The organism is Ruminococcus flavefaciens (genome assembly GCF_900119075.1).
Taxonomy (GTDB): domain Bacteria; phylum Bacillota; class Clostridia; order Oscillospirales; family Ruminococcaceae; genus Ruminococcus; species Ruminococcus flavefaciens_Q.
Map to the genome: position 1 here is coordinate 278,122 of NZ_FPIP01000002.1, position 17,636 is coordinate 295,757.

Here is a 17,636-nt window from a genome sequence, read left to right on the forward strand (position 1 = left end):
TGCCGAGGGTTTCACTTTATCTTATAAGAGTTTGTTTGCGAAGTTGCTTTAATTCTTCAAGAGCGTCATAAATTTTGTGGTACACAACCTGATTGGGATAGTAATCGTAGTTGGCAAATACGGATATGCCCGTGTGATAAAAATGCTCCAGTATAGCCGCCGCACAGCCTGCACTGCGGCTCTGTCCGTATTCGCACTGACAAATTATATCCTTGCCGTCACAATATGCTTTGTTGATATACTTTGCAAGCTCTACTGCTTCGGGAAAGAAGCTATCATATGTATATCCCTTTTCCGGCAGATAATCAAGGTCAAGATCATCGACCTCGCAATAGAATATATCATTGCAAGCGCTGCTGTAATCGACACGTGAATAGCTTTTGTCAATATGCTTAAGTACCGGATCACAAAAGCTTATAACTGCTGTATTATCAGGGAATGAACCTTCTGCTATTATACGCTCGATTGCCTCTCTTGAATATACAGTTACGTTCATTGAATCCCTCCATATTTTCCTTTACAAAGGCCTCGATTGGTTATCTCTATTTTAATTCAAATCAGGTTGTTGCGTTACCCGACATTGATATACGCAGTTGTTATTTCTGCAAAATCTCCCCAGAAAGCACGACTTATCAAACGATCGTTAAGCCCATCATGTATTTCCTTCTGAGAGGAAGTCATCATGAAACGTTTGCCTGATTCGTAGAACGCATTGAAAAGAAGTATAAGCTCGTCCTGTGTTTTCTCTTTTCCTGCAAGTCCATGTATATCGTCCACAAGAAGAACATCAGCTTGCAAATACTTCTCACGGAACTGTTCTGATGTACCGCCGCTGATGATAGTATTTGTAAGAGACGATACAATGTCAGCTGTTGTTGTGTAGATAACATGAAACTGAGGGGAATTCTGCTCAATCGAATTTTTAACAGCATAGAGCAGATGCGTTTTGCCTGTTGAAGTTCCGCCGAATAATGACAATGGCTTTGAATCGGCATTTTTCGCAAACTGCTTTGCTTTCTCAAAGGCGCTGCTATTATATTTGGTAATCCCAAAATTGTCGAACGTGAATCTGCTACCCTTCTTATTATCTAGCATTATTCGCCCTCCTTAATAATCTATACGCTGTGACCAACACAGCAACGATTCCATACACTTACGAGTTCAAAATTATAAAAGCGGTATTATTGCTTCTTTTCGATTTTCGCAAAAATTGTTTTAAATTGATTTCTTAATGTACCGCATTTCATCCATTTGGTTGAATTATTCCAATTCAATTCATTAATAAAAGCATCCGCAGTTCGTATCAGCTTTTCCTCATTCCAGACATAGAATTCACTCTCAAAAGGAGTAAGCGGATTTCCTTTGCCATCTATGTAATCTAAATTACGCTTCTTGTCCGCAAGATAGTTTCGTATTTCTAACTGTATACGATAATACTCTTCGTATTCAAAGTGGCCCCATTTAAGTTTGTCATCAGGCAATGTTCCCATTCCTTTGACCTCTCTATAATACCATGAAAGCAGATACTTGTCTACCGGAACATGACAAAATTGAAATGTGCCGTTAAGTGCGGCTTCTTCTGCACTATCAAAACAGAAAATATGCTTTAAAGACATATTAATCAATTTCTGTGCCTTTCCTGGCTTGACGATAATACCTTTTTTACACAAACATTCAAGCGCATCTGTCAACCATAGACAGGTTTCTTTGTGCCAGGCATCAAATGTATTCTGATCTGTGCAATACTTGTTCAGACACTCCATTAGACTGTTTGTTATTCTTTGAAACATTTCTTCTTTCTTGCCAGCAACCTCTGGGAGCCCACTCCCTGCAAGATTTCGTGGTGCCATATCTCCATAAGGTCCTGGAGATGCTTTCACGGTTTGATAAATATCATCAAAACTGTTAATGTCTCTTGTATGGTCAACCCATGGAAACATTTCAAGTAATTCGTCTCGTAATTTCTTATCCATAATAATACCTCCTAAATTAATTTTATTTATTTTTATAATGTTTAAATAATCTGCCAGCCTGAAACCGAACTTCCGCTGACAGAAAAGTTTTTATTACAGTTCCCGCACCTGTTATCATTCATCAATTAAAGTCAGAAACATTGAACACTGACCTAAACCAATAACTGATAATAATAACTATAAACCATAACGCTGAACATGAACATTAACAGTTCATATTCAAAAGGCAAGTGTGAGAACTATAAACGGAAAACGCTTTAGATGTCTATCTCGAATTCCACGGTACTGTTAATGAGATCGAGGGCTGTCTGAGCCTTGGCAAGCATATCGGACAGTTCGATATAAAGCTTATTTGCTTCCTCTATATCGTAATTGGTATATTCGTAATCGAGGATTGCACTGTTACCGGAATAGCCTGAACTTACGCGGACTTTGGGCATAGCGTCCCTCATTCCGCTAAGTAAAGAACACTGTTTGTTGAGCTGCGGAAGAAATACGAGCATCTCGTCGATGGTCATATCAAAATCCGGAACAATAGTTGTTGTGTTGAACAAATTTAATGCGTGCTTGAGTTTGCGTATCTTTCTCTCAACCTCAGCCTGAGCGTCACGCATTTCCTTGAAGTTATACTTTGGACGAACAGATTCGATGTCCTCCTGAAGCGCTGCCACAAAGGTCTTTGTTTTCCCCTCGCGAACCTGTAATGTACGCAGTTCGTCGTTAAGCTGACGCAGCATCTTCGCTGCTTTTGCAGATGTAATTAACATAAGCATTTCCTCCTTGAAAAAAGCATTATTTATCTTATTAACTGAAGGCGGTTATTTCAGCGCTCCACATTTTACAAATGCAGAGCATCCTCCGTTCGCCTGTTTTATCTGTCCACGATATCCTGAATTCTGATTCTGACATTTCCCTGTATCCATAGGGCTTGTGACCTCTAACCTTGAACCCCAACGGTCACAGACATTTCTTCTTCCTGACCAGCAGGCACAAGTCGCACAGTATTTCGCATCGCAAGTGTACTGATACATATTCTTACCTCCTGTCTGACTAAAAACAGATCAATGAATACGTGGTTTCCTTTTATGATTATATTATGCTATGAGTGATGTGGAAATTTTTCCTCATAGTGTTTACAGATTTGAAAAATTATTTACTATAATTATTTAGTGCGCTTTTCAGTGCATCAATAATTCGTTCCTTTAATGTTACTGGCTCGAGAACAACAGCATGATCTGAAAATTGTACAGCCCATCTGAACATATCTTCTTCGCTGATACGCACTCGCACTATGAAATCTTTTTCAGTTACATCTGAAAAATCGGCAGATGTGCCGAAGTAATCTATAATATCATTAAGAATATAGCTGTTTGCTCTGAACTTTACCTGAATTATATCTCCGCTGAACATATAAACATGCTCTGACATGTGTTCTGGAAGATTTAGACCAAATTTCTTGCCGTTGGTTTTTTCAACCGGTTTTATTGATGTATTGAGTATACGAATATTCTTTATGCGATCGACACGATAATTAGAGATATCGTCATACTTGTCATAATTGCATATTAGATAATATCTTCCACTCATTGTTACCATCTGATATGGATTTACTATGTATTTACGGACAGTTCCGTCATTATTTTTTCGAGGGTGGAGTTCTTTATCAATGTCATAGTTACAATATTCAAATTCAACCTTCCTTTTTTTCTCAATCGCTTCATCAAGAATGTCAATTGTATAGAAAAGTTGAGCGTTGGATATACAGCTATTAGGAGCACAACAGATATGTTTTACCTTGCTTTTGAAATATACTGAAGAGAGTCCTTCAAGCTTCTTTATAAGCTCCATGCGCTGGCTATAAGGAATATGGTCAGAAAATAACAGTCCGTCGATGAGGAGCCTGAGCTCTGAGTCAGTGAAGTCGTGAGTTAAGTACCAGTCGGTGAGAACAATTTTGTCCTCGCCGTCTTTTGCTTTTCTTATGCTATCGCTGTAATTGATATGGTAACCGAAGTCAACAAGATTCATAAGGTTGCTTCTAACTGATTTTCTGTCTGCGGACATATGGTATTCCTTTTTTAGTATATCAATAATATCCTTTTGTGACAGCCTGTGATTTTCATCTGTATACTTTTTCAGTATATCAAGTATATTGATTATCATAAGCTTTTTCGGCTGTAGTTCATACATATTTGCACCTCGAAAGAGTAGTTGAGTTGTCAATTGGCTGTATTTTGTTTTTGCTTCAATTATAATATATCATTAATCATGTTCGTTTTTTTGAACATAATATGTGCTATCATTTATTATAGAGAAGCATATATAATAATTCTTATATAGATTATATCATATAAAGCTATAGAATTCTATGCAAAATTGTTAATAAAAAGAGGAGGCAAAGCCTCCTCTAAAAAATGATATTTATTGTTAAAACGTTGCATATGAGCCGTCTATGTTTTTTGCATGTTTCAATTCTAAATATAGTCCTGTTTTGCTGACAAATGCATGTACAAGCTCCATATATCTATACCAGTCGTTATATGGGTTACTGGAGATATAGATCAGAGCATATTTTCTCATTTGGGGCACTTTCTTTATATCCAGTATTTTTATGTCGTATCCTAATTCTTCAATGATACATAATGCAATTTCGTAATAAATCGAAGTTATTGCATCAAATTGCCTTTTTATTGCTGCTTTTTCTGCCTTAATTGTTTGAATTTTATTTTTGCGTCTGCTTTTTTTCAATTGGATTCTTTTTAGTTCATCCCAGTATTGATTATCCGTATATTTCTCGAGAAAAGAACAGTTCTTGTTCAGGCAATCATGTTCCTGGAGGATCTTTCTGGTGATGCCTCCTTTATGCCCCGGAAAATGACAGAAGCCAACTACGTAGTTCCTGGGCTTCAGGACCCTTTCGCCTGTAACAAGTCTTATGTCGATATAATCAATTTCAGAATCCATTCTACAACTCCGTCCTTTAGACTTATCTACGTTATTGCTTTTATAATAAGCAGAATCAGATCTTAATATCGAAGATTCCGAGTACATAGTGCTATTGATGAATAATAAATATCAGAAGAATTCTTTTAGTTCCTGTTCTATTGTGTCAAGCTTCTTTTGAAGATCAATAACTTCCTGTTGCTTTTTAAGGTATTTGTCTGCTATTATCTTTTGCTCTGATAAAGGACACATCGGTATTTGCAGTTTTTTCAGCGCTTCAATAGGAATGTTAGGTAAAGTAACGCCTACGCAAATACTTTTTAGCTGAGCTTGTCCCTTTTCGCTGTCGAAGTAAGCTTTCAGGTAATATGGTTCGATTCTTGATTTATCTATCTCTATTATATATAGATTTCCGTTGACAAGTATCTTTTCATTGCCTGAGATATTAGTAACTGCTGTTTTGACAGGATAGCCATTTTTGGAAAGAATGATATCGCCGTCATTAGCACAGTATTTTTCATATCGTTTTTCAATTTTGCTGAGATATGGGAGCTTATCAGAAATGATACCTTTGCTCATATCAGAAAGCATAAGAAGTCTTGTGTCGGTTTCACTTTCGCAAACGAGAGTATCAAGTTCGTTTGCTTTTATCTGGGCCCCTCTTGTGATACGGGTTATAAGATCTGAGAATAAAACAGCATTTGGTATATCAGGCTGTTTTTCTGTATAATTCTTTGGATATAGTTCATAATCGTTGTCTGCAATTTCTTCATTCCGAGCAACATAGCTTATAGGAGTATTCTTTCCGACAACACTCAGAATCTGTAGAATATTCTCGTCTGATAGTATATTTGTGCGGCGAGTACGTAAGAAATTATCAGAAGCATCTATGAAATTAACCGATTTATTCTCTTTGCTGAATACCATGAGAGTGCTTGAAATAGCGGTGTTACTGTATATCTTTTCAGGTAGAGCGATAATAGTTTCAATATATCCTAGTTTTATGAATCGCTCACGCATTTGTTTATCACAGTTATTCCTTGTACTGCCATTGGTCATTATACAAACTGCCTTGCCGCCGTTATCCAGAAGCTCAACGCACTTCTTAGCAAAAAGCCAGTCTGCTGATGCTGAATGTCTGCAATCAGGGTAATAATACCTCCATTTTAAACCAAAAGGGCTGTGACAGAATACATAGTCATATTTCCCGCTGATTTTTAATGAGTCTTCCGAAGTAATGGTTACATTGCCAAGTATATCAGCTCGCAGCATAGCAATGCTGAGGGCTTTGGAATCTATTTCGCTTCCAAGATAATTACAGTTTAGCCCCAAAGAAATACATTGCCGTATAAATGAAAGCGTACCTGTACAGAGATCAGCGACTTTTTTACCGGATGATATATTCATGAGCTTAGCAGCAAGAAGATTGACACCTGATGGTGTCTCTTCAAAACGTTCTGTCTGGGATAGAGAATCATCATATAACAACAAGAACTTGCACGCTTCAGCGGAGCAGGTCTTTGAAAGCTCATTTACGATATCCCATTTATCTCTGACCTGGGAGAGAATATGGTAAAGCTGCATCTCTATGTTATATTCCTCAATAAAGGAATTAAAGTCATCGGTTGTCTGTCCGCCTGTTTTGGCTATAATGTATGCAATTGGATATATTAATATCCAGGGAGCATCACCGATAGCAGATAAGATATTATACTTCGTTCTATTCGGGTTAGTGATATCTGGCGTTTTTGTTTCTTCTGCAGGCATGAGTTAGATCCTCCTGTCGTATTCTTGATAAGATATATCCTTACATATATTATATCAGGTTATTTCTGGCTTGTCAATATCAAATTTGATAGTTAAATAGAGAAAATATATGAAATATAGCTTGACAAAAGCATATTGTGCTGATATAATCAAGATGGAAACGAAAACAAGGATAAGTATAACCAAACATTCAAAAAGAGAGAAAAGAGGGGATCATATGAGATATTTTGAATTCAGTATCAAGTTGAAAAGTATAATTGATGTATGTTCTAAAGAAGGCAAAAAGGTGTGTGATGACGTTTCTGCCAAGTGCATTGATTATTGCAATGAACAAAACGGATTCAGTGTGTATATCAATTCTTTGAATAAAGATACATGTAAATTCGTTTTGAGCGGTAACGGTTACGATGATGAGATAATTTCAGAAGGGGAGCGCTTCTGGAAATCTCTTGAAATTGATGGTGAAATGTCAGAACATAACGAGATATCCGCTGATAAAGTTAAGAAGATCGTTTATTCAAGATCCAGGACTGAAGTATATAATCATGATGATATCGGAGAATATATGCAGCTTGAGTCTTTTTCTTTAAGTTGTTGCGAAGAGCGTATTGTAGCACCTATTTCAATCGCTGAATTAAGAGGGGTAGCAGAGAGAAGAAATATATCAGAATTAATCAAAGAGGCGGATCGCATAGAGCAATGCCATACAGAGAAATTTATCGGCCATCCTGTACATTATATAATTCAGGATTCTAATGATCAGTCATTTGAAAATGTAGCTGATGTTTTGATTGGCTGCTTGTTTAATTCCAGAAGACTGGAGTCTCAACGAGTGATGACAATTAATATAGTGAATAGGTATCATATAGGAGAAGTTGAGTATATGTATGAAAATATGTACGGGGGAACTATGATATTTTCTGTTGGTCAGATAAAAAACAACTCTTCTTTTGCTAATTCTAATGATGAACTGACTGAATTCGTTTTTCAAAACGCTATAAAATATAAGAATAAAGTTCTGACAATATTCCGTATAGGCAGACATGACACTACTGCAGCTAATAAAGTAGCAGCGGCGCTTAACGATAAGCTCTCCCTTATTACCTTCGAAGAATCCCTGATGTCCAGAGAAAAGAGCCGTGAGTACGTTTGTAAACTTGCGGATGAACGTGAAATACCCGATAAAAGCGAGCTTCTTAATCGATTGAATTCAGGATCGGATAAGTATTACGCCAGTGATATCGATCAGATCTTCAATGACTACTATTCGGAATATCTTAGATCCAAAGTTTATCCTGCGTACTTCAATATCAGTAAAACAGAAAAAAGAGAGCCAAGCGTTGAAGGACGTGCCTCCGAAGACCTCAATAAAATGATCGGTCTTGAAGGTGTGAAGAAAGTAATATATAAAACGGTAGCTTTCTTTAAGCTCCTCGATATGTATAAAGAAAGAGGTTTGTACATGAATATGCCTGCAAGGAGCATGATATTTACAGGAAATCCAGGTACTGCCAAAACAACTGTTGCACGTCTGGCAGCAAAGATTTTTAAGGATAACGGCCTTATTGAGAACGGAAAAATCGTTGAAGTAGGGCGAGCTGATCTTGTAGCAATGTATGTAGGTCAGACGGCGCCTAAGGTAAAAGAAGCTTTTCGCAGAGCAAAAGGTTCTATCCTGTTTATTGATGAGGCATATTCTCTTGTTGATGACAGGGATGGTCTCTACGGTGATGAAGCTATAAATACCATTGTTCAGGAAATGGAGAACCGAAGAGAAGAAACAATAGTTGTTTTTGCCGGATATCCTGATAAGATGGAAGAATTCATGAAGAAGAATCCGGGATTGAGAAGCCGAATAGCATTTCATGTCGATTTTCCGGATTACAATGAAGATGAACTCTATAAGATACTTTGTCTGATGGTAGAGGAGAAAAGCATGAGATTATCTGAAGAGGCTGAGGAAAAGGTGAAAAACATACTCGCTAAAGCAATTAAATGTGAGGATTTTGGTAATGGAAGATTTGTAAGAAATCTTGTGGAGCAAGCTATTATGAGCCTTGCAGAACGTTTGTCGCTTAAATCATCTAATATGATAAGCGATTATGAACTGACTACTCTTATAGCTGATGATTTTGTAATGCCTGAACTTGGTGAGCTGAAAAATACTAATAGAATTGGCTTTTAAAAAGAGAAAGCTTATATAAGAGAGGAAAAGATGAAAAGAGGAGTATTCTGGCTGATAGACGGTAAACTGAGCTGCTATTCGTTCGACGGCAGCATTACCGAAGGTATCTCTAAATCTGGTAATACCTATAATCATAAGAAGCTATGGGAACACTTACGCCTCTGCGGAAGTAAAGTTGGATTTGACTACTATCCGAGAGGTCGTGTGGAGATAACTGCAAAAGGAAAAGCTGTTATATACATGAGCCCACATATTGGCGGCGAATATGTTCCCGAGATATGTAAAGCATTTGAGATTGATAATACGCCGATTATAAAATACGATCACAGCGAGCATTATCATTGTTATTTAGACAAGGAGGGATAAACATGAAAAAGCCAAGAATATTGGTCACTTCTGCAAAAAACGCTCTTCGTTATGTAATGAGGCATTTCTGTGAACCGGGCGTAACCGAATATCCTGAAAAGACTGATACTTATGCAGTTATCTCTATACAGGATACTTATGGCGGCGGTTTCGGTTTTGAACTAAAGAAAAATAAATACTGTAAGGATGTACTGACCCTTTACTTCGATGATATCGAAGAACCTGAACATGGTCTGCGCCTGATCTCTTTTCCTCAGGCAATCGCAATTGTTAAGTTTATAAAAGCTCATGCTGAGGACGTAGACACACTTCTTATACACTGCTTTGCAGGAGTTTCACGTTCCAGAGCAGTCGGAGTTTTTGCACGTGAGGTACTTGATATCCCTACGACAGACGAGGATGACTATAACGAGTATGTATATGCCATACTTAAAAAAGTATGGAAAGAATTGAATAGAAATTCTTAAGATAAAAGCTTGGAGGATAATAATGAAAATACTTAATCTACACGGATTTATTGGGAAAGCTGATAATAGGACTTATGCTGCACTTTGTGAGCTGATGCCAGAAGAAGACATAGTGTCACCAAGCTTGGACTTTATGAATGAACATCCGGAGAAGTTGTTTAATAAGCTTGCAGTAATAATTAGAAATGAGAATATTGATATTGTTATCGGTCAGAGCCTTGGCGGATTTTATGCACTTCCTCTTGCGATCAGCTTTTGTATTCCGTGTATTCTTACAAATCCCTGTTTCTTTCCAGCTAAAACGGGAGTTATTGTCGATTCCGAACTGAGCATGGACATTCTTGAAGAATACAGGAAGAATTCAGATATCAGCTTTTACAGTAAGGCGTATATCCTGATAAGTGATAATGATACTATTATCCCTGGAAACTTTGAAAAGTGCAAAGCTATAACTCCGAATATCAGACAGGTAGAAGGAACGCACAGCAATATCAAAAATCTGAAAGAGGAACTGTCTGAGATACTGAAACTTCTGAATGAGTATGAAGGAAAAGGAGAATGATTATGGAGAATGTAAAATTCATTTGCAGTCGAATAACTGATTGCCCCAATACGGTTGAATACGTTTTTAAGTTGTCAGAACATATTGCTTATCTGATAAGGGAGTATTCAAATTATCCGAAAAACATACTGATTCTGGAATTGACGGAAGAAAATGAATACATATACAGAATAGAAAGTATATTAAAAACGGAATCTGATGAGCTTGAAGATAATGTTATCAAAACAATAGAGCGGGTAAGCAACAAATATGACGAAGAAGGCTTCTGGAATAATATCCTTACTAATAAAGGTAAAAAAAGAACCCCAGCCGTTTTTCATGATCTTATTATAAATGAATACGGCGTAGAGGACGAGAATGTTGAATGGTGGGTAGCTCATTTTTTCATTGGTTTGTCAGAACTCGTATTCTCACGTGAATATGATTAGGAAAAAATAAAAATGAATCCACATTACCCATTTGTGGATTCGGAAAGGAAATAATTATAATGGAATTAAGCGGAAAGTTCAATACTGCGAAAGTATTTACTGATGTCATTGACAAGAACGCAATGTCTCAAATAACAGAGATATGTAACCAGCCAATGGTGGAAGGACTTAAAATAAGAATAATGCCTGATGTTCATGCTGGTGCAGGCTGCACTATCGGTACAACAATGACAGTTAAAGACAAGCTCGTTCCTAATTTTGTAGGTGTTGATATCGGCTGCGGCATGGAAACAGTCAGGCTTAAAGAAAAGTACATTGAGCTTGAAAAGCTTGATAAGGTAATACATGAGCGTATACCATCAGGATTTGATATACGAAAAGAAGCACATCGCTATAGTGAGCAGATAGACCTCACAGAGCTTTATTGTTATGATAAGATCAAGTCTATCCGTGCAGAACTCAGCATTGGTACTCTTGGCGGCGGTAATCACTTCATTGAAGCAGACAAAGGCGAGGATGAAAGCATATATATCGTTATACACTCTGGCTCCCGTCATCTTGGAGTCGAAACAGCAACATACTATCAGGAAAAGGCTTTCTTCAATCTTGATAAGAACAGAGAAGACGTAAAGGCTCTCATAGAGATGTACAAGCAGATGGGCAAGGAGAAAAAGATTGAAGAAGCTATAAGACGTCTAAAAAACACAGGTAAAGTTGGAATTCCTAAGCACCTTTGCTACTGCGAGGATGAGCTTTTTGATCAATATATACATGATATGAAGATCGTTCAGCAGTTTGCCATGATAAACCGTCAGGCTATGATGGACGAAATAATCAAGGGTATGCATCTGCACGTTGAGGAACAGTTTACTACTATACATAACTATATTGATACCGAAACTATGATACTCCGAAAAGGTGCTGTATCTGCAAAAGCAGGAGAAAAGCTGCTGATACCAATAAATATGCGTGACGGCAGTCTTATCTGCACAGGCAAAGGCAATCCGGACTGGAACTATTCTGCCCCTCACGGTGCAGGACGTCTTATGTCGCGCTCTGAGGCAAAGCAGAGCTTCACCGTTTCAGAGTTCAAGAAACAGATGGACGGTATCTATACAACTTCTGTTAACGCAGCAACACTTGACGAGTGTCCTATGGCATATAAGTCTATGGAGGATATCGTGGACAATATCGGCGATACTGTAGAGATTAATGAAGTTATCAAGCCTATTTACAACTTCAAGGCAGGCGAAGAATAATAATGCTGATAATAAAAATAATCCCCACCCGAACGGGTGGGGAAAATAATAGTCTTATGCAGCCGTTATAGGTGCATATCTCTTTGAAGCCAGGATCTTGTCCATTACAGCCTCAGGGGAGATATTTCCGCCTATGACCATATCGAATACAGCAGGGGAGTAGCCCGATACCAGCGCAGCTCCAGTTTCGGAGCGTGTAACAGGCATTGCGTCACATCTGCTGTTGACGTTCCAGAAGACGATATCGGGCAGCTCATAGCCGTTGGCCCTGAACAGCTTTCTCATCTCACGGAACATGGACTCGTCGTTGCCGCCGACGATGCAGTAATCAAACTGCATATCGGAGATTATGTATACCTTGGAAGGCATTTCCTCCTTTGATACTCTGTGCTTCTTTGCGGTCCTGAGTATCAGCAGGAATACTGCCTCAAGGTTGGTGTTTGCTACTTCGTTAAAGGTATCGCAGTAGCGTACCTTCTCCACGATATCATTGCCCTTTATCTCCACTATTCGGGGTGACTCGGAGAAAGTGATAAAGTGGTTGGCAAATGCACCTGTGTTGTGCTCCGCGAAGTATATGCCCAGTGACAGTGCCGCATCTATAGGACGTATACCGCAGCCGCAGGCCATTGAACCTGAACCGTCTATGACAGCTATTGCGTTTTCACGCCTTGAAGCTGTCAGGTCGGGCAGGGACTTCCATGCAGCGTCCAGGGACATTCTCTCGGTTTCCGAGATATTGTCCGTCAGAGCCGCTCTGACTATGTCGTAGGGGAACAGTCTGTCGGCATTGAGCTTTGCTTCGCCGCTGTGTACGCTGTTCAGGTAATCAACATAGCGCTCGTTATCATTTCTGATAAAAGCACGGCGATACTTGAACATAGCGCAGGAAGGCTGTACCTCGTAATTGAATGTGTAGTCACGCTCGCGCAGACGGTTTTCCAGGATATCGGTGTACGCTCTCAGAGAGGACAGAGTTCTGCGGTAAGCAGGCTCGCTCATGCCAAGCAGAGCTGCCATACGTCTGCCCTTGTTACGTGTATCCTTAGAGGAGGCGTTTACAGAGGGCAGCCACTTAGCCAGCAGAGAAGCCTGACCGTTTCTCTCCATAGCTGCGATATCCTTGTCCAGCTGTGCCTTTATCTCCTTTGCAGCTGCCTTCTCCAGAGGAGTGCCCAGTAGCACGCAAAGGTCGTCATAGCGACCGTACTCAGCGAACAGAGGGATATTCTTCTCAACAGCCTTAGGAGCTGTCTTTACAAGTGCGGATACTGCACAGCGGAAGAAACGTCTCTCACCCAGACCGCCCCTTGCATCACGGACGAAGAAGACTATCTTCATAGTCTTGTCGGGGTTCTCAGCATAAGCACGTGTTACCACGTCAGCTATCTCCTCGGCTGTGGAATTTCTCATAGCTCCTGCCTTGAAGAACATATCAAGGCAGAATGAATTTGTTGAACGGTAGGCAGTGCCGCCGTTCTCGGTATAAGTATAATTGCTTTCGTTCTTTAAATAGTTAAGCATAGTAATTCTCCTTTCAAGTCAGCATTTACCATACGTTTCCGCAGGGCAGGATTCGAACCTGCGTAAGACCACTTTTTTATGCTGTTGCTGACTTAGTCGCGGCTCATTTTTTCACAGTGCTTACCCTGTAGGGCAGCTTCCTGCGTCCCTGATAATAATGCTGTCAGAGCCGAAAATAATTGTGCTGTAAGCGATGTAAAATCATCGTTTCTGATAAGAGTGAGCGCGTGAAACAAGCGCCCACGGTGAAGCGGTCGAGCTGGCTCAGCTCGCAAGACGCCTTATTCATTATTCAGATGAAATATTGACTTCTGCTGTGTGCGTCTTATTGATCTTTTGATAATACAAGGCACGTTTATCGTTCATGATGATAAAAAACGACTGCTGTTAGTGCCTTAGGCTTATGGATTTGAATGACAAGACACCGTATGAATAACCTTTTTCATAGATACATCTGCTGTAGGTGTCTTAAACTCGTCGCTTTGGGAGTTGAACCCGTTCTGTAATGAACTGCCTTAATTGCTGGAAGCGGCGAAAAAATCAGCCCTTTACTACTCCGACTGTGAATAATCTCTTTACAGGCTCTGTAAGATCCTGCTGATTAGCCATTACGTCATTGATATCCTTGTAGGCGAAACGTGCTTCTTCAGCAACGTCGCTTTTCTTATTCTTGGCAAGAACAACGTTCTTCTCCTTGAGGTCTACCATTACTGACTCTACGGAGAAAGTGTCCTTTGCTGCTGTTCTGGAGTAAGCTCTGCCTGCACCGTGAGACGAGGACATAAAGCTGTCTGGATTTCCCTTGCCGCGTACTATGTAGCTGTATGAGCCCATAGCACCGGGGATAATGCCCATATCACCCTCGCGTGCACGGATAGCACCCTTACGGTGTACCCATACATTCTTGCCAAAGTGATTTTCAAGTGCTGCGTAGTTGTGGTGACAGTTTATCTCACCTGAGAAAACAGGAACAATGCCTGTGTGCTTCTCGATGTGCTTGGTGAAAATCTCCTTGACATTCTTAAGCATTAAAGCACGATTCTCAAATGCATAGTCCATACATAACTGCATCCATGTAAGGTAACGCTGACCTTCATCTGTATCAACAGGCAGGAATGGTAAATTCCATTCGTTTGGTACCTGTGAAAACCATCTGTCGTTCAGCTCATGTGCTATCTTATTGAAGTATGTGCCGACAACATTTCCAAAATGACGGCTTCCTGAATGGAGCATGATACCGCACATTCCGTCGTCATCCTGCTGTATCTCGATAAAATGATTGCCACCTCCGAGAGTTCCTGCCTGGTAGTATCCAGCCTTTATATTAGGAATAAGCTCTGGATCGTTTTCATAACGGTCAAGCTCAGCAGAAGCTCTGTCAAGCACCTCGGAATTCTGAGGGCTTGTGTGAGTTCTTGTACCTGTAGGGATATTTCTAAGAATATCACCGCAGATTGTCTGCACAAGGTTACCGCTGCCTGTAATTGTCTCACGGAGAAGCGATACAGGGATATCGGTCTGAACATATGCCATACCGCAGCCTATATCGACTCCTACCGCGTTGGGGATAACAACGTCCTCACAGGCGATGACTCCGCCTATTGGCATACCCTTGCCTGCGTGGGTGTCGGGCATAAGTGCTATCCACTTGTTTGCGAATGGAAGCTTCGCAAGGTGCTCCGCCTGTTCGATACATTTTGTGCCGACAGCTTCCATATCTGTCTGCCATATCTTTATCGGGAGCATATTTTCGTTCTTGTTGTAATGTACGAACATTTTCTTCACTTCTCTTTCCTTTAGCTTGACTTTAGTATACCACATGAATTGGAAATAATCATATAAAAAAATCTGCGCACACTCATTTGTCACTTGAAAATGACATATTTTTCTGTTAATATATAAATAAAGAAAGGGGAGTGGCTTCAGTGGCAGGATTCTCGGAGCTCATAAAGAATTTCGACAAAACAAGAGAATATGTTCGGGACTTCTTCATTTACGGCTGTAAGGTAAGAAGCGATTTCGGCAAGAAGAGTGTCCGCACCTATGACGATGAAAAGCGCCGCGTGGAGAGCTGGATGCAGAACTATATGCGCTATGACGATTCTGTTCACGGCAGAAGTGTTTCCATATCCGTAGACAGCGGTCATATTTCAGAAAACCCGCTGTATAACGCATATTACTCAAAGAGCTTTACAGATAACGATATAAAGCTGCATTTTCTCCTTACAGATATTCTGTGTGACGGAAAAAGCCGTACCCTCAGGGAACTTACTGATACTCTCAACAGTGATTATGAGCAGCTTTTTGACGACCAGACGGTGCGAAATAAGCTCAAAGAATATACCGAAGAAGGGATAATATCAGCTGAAAAGCAGGGCAAGATCATGTATTATTCGCTCTCTGCCGACCGAGCAGATGAATACATAGAGAAATACAAGGGACTTGCAGATGCAGTGAAGTTCTTCTCGGAAGCTCCCGATTTCGGCGTTATCGGCAACAGCATTATGAGAGCGGTAGACATAAAGAATGACCTGTTCCATATAAAGCACAATTACATGATACACGCCCTTGAAGATATACTTGTTCCCAATATACTGGCGGCTATTGATGATAAATGCAGTATAACCGTCAAGAAGTTTGCGGTCAGAGCAGATGACGAGCCTGCGGAAGAAATAATAATACCAATGCAGATACTTGTCTCCGTTCAGACAGGCAGGCGGTATATCGCTGCCTACGTACCTAAAACGCGCAGGTTCTCCACATACAGGCTTGACAGGATAAAGCAGATAAAGAAAAATATGGTCTGCACTGACTACGACAGGCTCAGGGAGCGCTATGATGTGAATATACGGCGCTGTTTTGGAGTTTCCTTCGGTGATCGCCGTGAGTTAGGCAGTGCAGGTGCAATTAAGATAACCTTTACTGTTGACGAGAAAAGGGAGCCTTTTATAATCGAGCGTCTTGAGCGTGAGAAGCGCTGTGCAGTGCTGGAAAAAACGGGAGACGGTCTGTATACTCTTACCGCAGATGTGTTCGATCCCAACGAGATAATGCACTGGGCAAAGACATTCATCGGACGAATATTGTCCATAGAGGGCGGAACAGAGAAGATACGCAGACGTTTCTACATCGATATTTCTCGAATGTACAGAATGTACAGAGGTGGCGAAGATGAACATATTCAGTGAGATATACGGCACATATTTCCGTATAGCGGCAAAGCTTATGGAAAATGAAGCCACCGATGAAAAAACTGTCCGTGATACAGTTATGCGTGACGGTTTCCGTGATTCAGTGCTGTTCCTGCCCCAGAAGCTTATACCAGGCGGTGAGGACTGGGGACTATTCAGACGTGAAAAGGATAATACTCTTAGACGTATAACAAAAAAAGCACCTGCGAAGGTGCTGACAAAGCTTCAGAAAATGTGGCTGAAAGCAAAGCTGTCTGATCCGAGGATAAGGCTGTTTATGGACGATGAGACAATAGAGCAGCTGCAACGATTGCTTGTTGATGTAAAGCCGTTGTACCGCCATGAGCATTTCAGGCTTACAGACAGATTTGCCGACCATGACGACTATTCCGACGAAAAGTATATATCGAACTTTCGTACAGCGCTTGACGCGGTAAAGAATCGAAGGATAGTTGATATTCATTTTCAGACAGGACGCGGCAAGCGTGCAAGCGGCAGATTTGTTCTGCTAAAAATTGAGTTCTCTCCCAAGAACGGAAAGTTTCGCGCATACTGCTATCTGCTGAGGAATGATAAGATACGCAGCAGCGGTCTTATAAATATAGGACGTATTGAAAGTATAACTGATACGGGCAGAGTGTTCCGTACTCCTGTTTCAATGGAAGACTATTTCAGCAGTCGTAAATGCAAAGAGCCTGCTGTTATAAGAGTGACAAACGAGCGGAACGGTGTTGAGCGATTTATGCTGGAATTTGCTTCCTTTGAGAAGCATACAGTGCGCGATCTTGAAAAGAATGAGTATACTGTGGAGCTGTGGTATGACGAGCAGGACGAAACAGAGGTGCTCATAATGCTGCTCAGCTTCGGACCTGTTATTGAGATACTAGGTCCGGAGAAGCTGCGCTCACAGGCGCGGGAGCGACTTGAAAGGCAGTATGAGCTTCTTTACGGTAAAATAGTATGAGGAACTG

At 40.3% G+C, this 17,636-nt stretch carries 17 protein-coding genes and 1 tRNA gene; 8 read left to right on the forward strand and 10 right to left on the reverse strand.

The window, feature by feature from the left end:
* Nucleotides 1-16 precede the first annotated feature (16 nt).
* The 7 genes from BT105_RS04080 to BT105_RS04110 form a co-directional block, all read right to left on the reverse strand.
* On the reverse strand, nt 17-496 hold the full coding sequence (locus BT105_RS04080) for a hypothetical protein (RefSeq protein WP_072299550.1): 480 nt from the start codon (nt 494-496) through the stop codon (nt 17-19).
* A 74-nt stretch (nt 497-570) separates the two neighbouring features.
* A complete protein-coding gene (locus tag BT105_RS04085) occupies nt 571-1,095 on the reverse strand; it encodes a DnaA ATPase domain-containing protein (protein WP_072299551.1) in 525 nt (174 codons plus the stop codon).
* Nucleotides 1,096-1,181: 86 nt separating this feature from the next.
* Nucleotides 1,182-1,973, reverse strand: coding sequence for a hypothetical protein (locus BT105_RS04090; protein WP_072299552.1), 792 nt, complete (start codon nt 1,971-1,973; stop codon nt 1,182-1,184).
* 257 nt (nt 1,974-2,230) lie between these two features.
* Nucleotides 2,231-2,740: a hypothetical protein gene (locus BT105_RS04095; RefSeq protein ID WP_072299553.1), complete on the reverse strand. Its 510-nt coding sequence runs from the start codon at nt 2,738-2,740 to the stop codon at nt 2,231-2,233.
* 382 nt (nt 2,741-3,122) lie between these two features.
* On the reverse strand, nt 3,123-4,163 hold the full coding sequence (locus BT105_RS04100; RefSeq protein WP_072299554.1) for a helix-turn-helix transcriptional regulator: 1,041 nt from the start codon (nt 4,161-4,163) through the stop codon (nt 3,123-3,125).
* A gap of 237 nt (nt 4,164-4,400) precedes the next feature.
* Nucleotides 4,401-4,937 carry a hypothetical protein gene (locus tag BT105_RS04105; protein WP_072299555.1) on the reverse strand — a complete coding sequence of 179 codons (537 nt, stop codon included), beginning with the start codon at nt 4,935-4,937 and terminating at the stop codon, nt 4,401-4,403.
* 111 nt (nt 4,938-5,048) lie between these two features.
* A complete protein-coding gene (locus tag BT105_RS04110; RefSeq protein ID WP_072299556.1) occupies nt 5,049-6,683 on the reverse strand; it encodes an N-6 DNA methylase in 1,635 nt (544 codons plus the stop codon).
* A 154-nt stretch (nt 6,684-6,837) separates the two neighbouring features.
* On the opposite strand from BT105_RS04110, the gene BT105_RS04115 reads away from it, so the two are divergent.
* The 6 genes from BT105_RS04115 to BT105_RS04140 are packed head-to-tail and all read left to right on the forward strand — an operon-like array spanning nt 6,838 to nt 11,950.
* Nucleotides 6,838-8,868, forward strand: coding sequence for an AAA family ATPase (locus BT105_RS04115; RefSeq protein ID WP_177243923.1), 2,031 nt, complete (start codon nt 6,838-6,840; stop codon nt 8,866-8,868).
* Nucleotides 8,869-8,898: 30 nt separating this feature from the next.
* Nucleotides 8,899-9,234 carry a hypothetical protein gene (locus tag BT105_RS04120; protein ID WP_072299558.1) on the forward strand — a complete coding sequence of 112 codons (336 nt, stop codon included), beginning with the start codon at nt 8,899-8,901 and terminating at the stop codon, nt 9,232-9,234.
* A 2-nt stretch (nt 9,235-9,236) separates the two neighbouring features.
* Nucleotides 9,237-9,701 (forward strand): hypothetical protein, encoded by a 465-nt coding sequence (locus BT105_RS04125; RefSeq protein WP_072299559.1) that lies wholly within the window; start codon nt 9,237-9,239, stop codon nt 9,699-9,701.
* Between the two features lie 22 nt (nt 9,702-9,723).
* Complete coding sequence (locus BT105_RS04130; protein ID WP_072299560.1) at nt 9,724-10,263, forward strand: YqiA/YcfP family alpha/beta fold hydrolase; 540 nt, start codon at nt 9,724-9,726, stop codon at nt 10,261-10,263.
* A 2-nt stretch (nt 10,264-10,265) separates the two neighbouring features.
* A complete protein-coding gene (locus tag BT105_RS04135) occupies nt 10,266-10,691 on the forward strand; it encodes a hypothetical protein (protein ID WP_072299561.1) in 426 nt (141 codons plus the stop codon).
* Nucleotides 10,692-10,747: 56 nt separating this feature from the next.
* The gene (locus BT105_RS04140) at nt 10,748-11,950 is read left to right on the forward strand and encodes an RtcB family protein (RefSeq protein ID WP_072299562.1); all 1,203 of its coding nucleotides are present in this window, start codon (nt 10,748-10,750) and stop codon (nt 11,948-11,950) included.
* Nucleotides 11,951-12,004: 54 nt separating this feature from the next.
* Here BT105_RS04140 and BT105_RS04145 read toward each other — a convergent pair whose 3' ends face one another.
* The 3 genes from BT105_RS04145 to BT105_RS04150 all read right to left on the reverse strand — a co-directional run bounded on the left by BT105_RS04145 (nt 12,005) and on the right by BT105_RS04150 (nt 15,250).
* The gene (locus BT105_RS04145; protein ID WP_072299563.1) at nt 12,005-13,474 is read right to left on the reverse strand and encodes a DUF2828 family protein; all 1,470 of its coding nucleotides are present in this window, start codon (nt 13,472-13,474) and stop codon (nt 12,005-12,007) included.
* 37 nt (nt 13,475-13,511) lie between these two features.
* Nucleotides 13,512-13,620 (reverse strand) — tRNA-OTHER (locus BT105_RS14945).
* Nucleotides 13,621-14,014: 394 nt separating this feature from the next.
* Nucleotides 14,015-15,250, reverse strand: a complete 1,236-nt coding sequence (locus BT105_RS04150; RefSeq protein WP_072299722.1) for an RtcB family protein — start codon at nt 15,248-15,250, stop codon at nt 14,015-14,017.
* Nucleotides 15,251-15,399: 149 nt separating this feature from the next.
* On the opposite strand from BT105_RS04150, the gene BT105_RS04155 reads away from it, so the two are divergent.
* Entirely contained in the window at nt 15,400-16,662 is a 1,263-nt protein-coding gene (locus BT105_RS04155; protein WP_072299564.1) for a WYL domain-containing protein, read from the forward strand.
* On the forward strand, nt 16,646-17,629 hold the full coding sequence (locus BT105_RS04160) for a WYL domain-containing protein (RefSeq protein ID WP_072299565.1): 984 nt from the start codon (nt 16,646-16,648) through the stop codon (nt 17,627-17,629). The genes BT105_RS04155 and BT105_RS04160 overlap by 17 nt, the downstream gene beginning before the upstream one ends.
* Nucleotides 17,630-17,636 lie beyond the last annotated feature (7 nt).